The sequence below is a fragment of the Streptomyces sp. NPDC027672 genome (assembly GCF_055566335.1).
The window spans coordinates 1-1011 of sequence record NZ_JBVHSO010000044.1; the positions used below are offsets into that span (position 1 = coordinate 1).

Genomic DNA, 1011 nt, shown 5'->3' on the forward strand with positions numbered 1-1011 from the left:
TTCCCCACTGCTGCCTCCCGTAGGAGTCTGGGCCGTGTCTCAGTCCCAGTGTGGCCGGTCGCCCTCTCAGGCCGGCTACCCGTCGTCGCCTTGGTAGGCCATTACCCCACCAACAAGCTGATAGGCCGCGGGCTCATCCTTCACCGCCGGAGCTTTCAACCCCGTCCCATGCAGGACAGAGTGTTATCCGGTATTAGACCCCGTTTCCAGGGCTTGTCCCAGAGTGAAGGGCAGATTGCCCACGTGTTACTCACCCGTTCGCCACTAATCCACCCCGAAGGGCTTCATCGTTCGACTTGCATGTGTTAAGCACGCCGCCAGCGTTCGTCCTGAGCCAGGATCAAACTCTCCGTGAATGTTTACCCGTAATCGGGTGCACACCACGAGAGCGGAACAACCGGTCGGAATAAGACCCGTTGTTCACAGCGTCCTCGCTGTGTTATCGCCCACCGGCTACTGCCGAAGCAGCACCCTGTAGGACTTTTCAAAGGAACCACCAACCTGCTGTGCAGGCCGGGGTATCAACATATCTGGCGTTGACTTTTGGCACGCTGTTGAGTTCTCAAGGAACGGACGCTTCCTTCGGTCCCGTATCACCGGGGCCCTCCGGGCGCTTCCCTTCGTGTTTCTTTGTCTTGCTGTCTTGCGTTTCCGACTCTATCAGACTCTTTCGTGTCCGATTCCCGGTCGAAGCGGGCCCTGCGATCCTGCTCGTTTCGCTTTCCAGGTCTTCGCTTTCGCGTTTCCCTTTCCGGCGAGTCCGACTCTATCAGATCCTTTCGGGCCTGATTCCCAGTCAGCGGGGCTTGTCTTCCCGGCTGTTGGGCCGTTCCGACGAGTGAGACATTAGCGGATTCCTGCGCCCCGACGCTAATCGGGGTGCGTCCCTTCGAACGCGGATTCCTCATTCCGTGCAGGCGCACGAAAAGGCATGCGACCAGAAGTCGCGTGTCTGTCGTGGTTACTGCGGAATGGCTGTCCGGGGACCGACCGGGGTCGGCGCTCACGTCG

At 59.6% G+C, this 1011-nt stretch carries 1 rRNA gene; it reads right to left on the reverse strand.

The features are described 5' to 3' along the window. Window positions 1-356, reverse strand: a 16S ribosomal RNA gene (locus tag ACZ4SV_RS36400); the annotation flags it as partial. Window positions 357-1011: the final 655 nt, after the last annotated feature.